The organism is Actinosynnema sp. NPDC023658, assembly GCF_040639995.1.
Taxonomy (GTDB): domain Bacteria; phylum Actinomycetota; class Actinomycetes; order Mycobacteriales; family Pseudonocardiaceae; genus Actinosynnema.
On sequence record NZ_JBFAAX010000814.1, the window covers coordinates 1 to 2,516 of the forward strand.

Sequence of the window (2,516 nt, forward strand, 5' to 3'; positions counted from 1 at the left end):
CAGGCCGCCGTGCAGCGGGCGGTGGCCAAGATCGAGGCCGCCGTCGGCCAGGCGCAACCGGCCGGGGTCGCCGTCGGCCTCGCCCTGCGGGAGGCGCCGGAGACCGCCCGCGTGCGCGACGCGGTGTCCGACGGCGTCCGCCGCGGCCGTGCCCTGCACCTGCGCTACTACACGCCGTCACGGGACGAGATCACCGAGCGCGTCGTCGACCCCATGCGGATGCTGCTCGTGGAGGGCCGCAACTACCTGGAGGCGTGGTGCCGCGTCGCGGACGGCGTGCGGCTGTTCCGGGTCGACCGGATCGACGCCGTCGACGTGCTGGACGAGCCCGCGGCCCCGCCGCCGCACGCCACCCCCACCGACACATCGGAGGGGTTGTTCCGCCCGGACCCGTCGCAGCGGACGGCCGTGCTGGTGCTCGAACCGGACGCCCGCTGGGTGGCCGAGTACTACCCGACCGACGGGCTGGTCGAGCTGCCGGAGGGCCGCGCCAGGGTGCTCATGCGCTACTCCGACACGCCGTGGATGGTGCGGCTGCTGCTCGGCCTCGGCGGTGAAGTGCACGTGGAGCAGCCACCCGACCTGGTGGCCGAGGTAGCCCGGCAGGCCGAGGCGGCGTTGCGCCGGGCGGATCACCTCCCGGCAACCTAGGCCAAGTACGGTGGTGCCGTGCCGTACTTGCCGATCCTGGCGCTGATCGCCTTCGGGGTGGTCGTGCTGGTCGTGATCGCTCATAAAGTCATCGGATCCTTGCGTCGCTTCCGCGCGGCAAGCAGTCTGGTGGGTGACAGGGTCGGCGACGGCGTCGGTCTGCTGAAGGCGCGGTACGCCGCGCTCGGGGTGGCCCTCGCCGAACGGCGTCCGGATCACGCCCGCGAGGGCAAGCCCCGCGTACCATCGGTGGACCGGGGGAGACAGGAGGACAACGGTGCCTAACCTCGGACCAACCGAGCTGATCATCATCGCCGTGGTGATCATCCTGCTGTTCGGCGCGAAGAAGCTGCCCGACATGGCGCGCTCCATCGGCCGTTCCGCGAAGATCCTCAAGGCCGAGACCAAGGGCCTGCGCAGCGAGGACGAGCCGCAGCAGACCACCCAGCAGGCCACCGCCGTGCCGCAGCAGCAGCTGCCGCCCGCGCAGCCGCAGGTCGTCCAGCAGCCCGTGGTCCAGCAGCCGGTCGCGCAGCCCGTGCAGCCCGTCGCGCAGCCGGTCCAGCCGCAGGTGGCCCCTCCCGTCGAGCAGTCCTCGCAGAACCTGCAGAACAACCCGAACGCCAACTAGAGCCGCGTCGACGAGAACCGAAGGACGGTCCGCACGGTGGGGGCAAGTCCGGTCCGGTGGTGGGCCCAGCGCCGGGAGCGCCGCAAGATCACGAGTCGCCGGGGCAACCCCGACGGCACCATGTCGTTGAAGGACCACCTCTACGACCTCCGGCACCGCCTGGGGTTGGCGCTGCTGTTCATCGCGCTCGGCGCGGTCTTCGGCTTCGCCTGGTGGAGCTGGAACATCTTCGGCCTGCCCAACCTCGGTGACATCGTCGTCGACCCGTACTGCGCCATCCCGGAGACCCAGCGGCTCACCCAGGCCGGGCAGGGCTGCCAGCTGCTGCAGACCAAGCCGTTCGAGGTCTTCATGATCCGGCTCAAGGTCGGCGCCGGCGCGGGCATGGCGCTGACCGCGCCGCTGTGGCTCTACCAGGTGTGGCGGTTCATCTCACCCGGCCTGTACGCCAAGGAGCGGCGCTTCGCCATCATCTTCGTGGCGTGCGCGTCGGTGCTGTTCGCGGCGGGCGCGACGCTCGCGTTCTACGTCGTGCCGCAGGGTCTGGCGGTGCTGGTGGGCTTCGGTGACGAGAAGTTCATCACCGCGCTGACCGCGGGGGAGTACGTCAGCTTCGTGCTGGCCCTGCTGCTGATCTTCGGCGTGAGCTTCGAGCTGCCGCTGATCGTGGTGATGCTCAACCAGGTCGGCGTGATCAGCTACGAGAAGTTGAACAAGTGGCGGCGCGGCATCGTGTTCGCCCTGTTCGTCTTCGCCGCCATCGCGACGCCGGGCACCGACCCGATCTCGATGGTGGCCCTGGCGGTGGCGCTCACGCTGCTGTTCGAGGTGGCCATCCAGCTCGCCCGGGTCCACGACCGGCGGCTGGAGCGGCGGCGCAAGGCCGAGGGCCTGGACGACCTGGACGACAACGAGGCCGCCCCGTTCGACTACACCCCTTCGGTCGAAGAAGCATCACCCGATCCGGTGCCGACGCCGGACCCCGGACCGTCACCTGACCCGGTGGCCGGGCCGGAGACCCCCGGACGCGTCCGCTACGACGACGTGACCTGAGCGAGATCACCCGATCCGGTGAAGTCTTTGTAGGCTTCCCGACCATGTCGACGTCAACGCGGGCGGCCCTGCTGGTGTGCCCGACCTCGGGCAGGGGCAGGGCCGCGCGCATGGCGGGCACCGTCGCGGAACGGCTGCGCGGCGCGGTCGACCGGCTCGACCTGCACGTGGCCCCCACCGC

Annotated in this window: 4 protein-coding genes and 1 pseudogene; all 5 read left to right on the forward strand. The window is 71.0% G+C overall.

All coding sequences use genetic code 11. The features are described 5' to 3' along the window. The coding region (locus AB0G02_RS35095) for a WYL domain-containing protein (protein ID WP_360803203.1) at positions 1–651 on the forward strand (651 nt) is incomplete at its 5' end. A gap of 18 nt (positions 652–669) precedes the next feature. Then, positions 670–936 (forward strand): bacteriophage holin, encoded by a 267-nt coding sequence (locus AB0G02_RS35100; RefSeq protein ID WP_360803206.1) that lies wholly within the window; start codon positions 670–672, stop codon positions 934–936. Beyond that, a complete protein-coding gene (gene tatA, locus AB0G02_RS35105) occupies positions 929–1,282 on the forward strand; it encodes a Sec-independent protein translocase subunit TatA (RefSeq protein ID WP_360803209.1) in 354 nt (117 codons plus the stop codon). Before AB0G02_RS35100 ends, tatA begins: the two co-directional genes overlap by 8 nt. A gap of 120 nt (positions 1,283–1,402) precedes the next feature. After that, entirely contained in the window at positions 1,403–2,335 is a 933-nt protein-coding gene (gene tatC, locus AB0G02_RS35110) for a twin-arginine translocase subunit TatC (RefSeq protein ID WP_360803212.1), read from the forward strand. Between the two features lie 44 nt (positions 2,336–2,379). Beyond that, a pseudogene (locus AB0G02_RS35115) lies at positions 2,380–2,516 on the forward strand (sphingosine kinase); the annotation flags it as partial.

Bases quoted from the DNA above. Each gene is read 5' to 3' on its own strand.
- tatC (WP_360803212.1), top strand. From the start codon at position 1,403: ATGTCGTTGAAGGACCACCTCTACGACCTCCGGCACCGCCTGGGGTTG.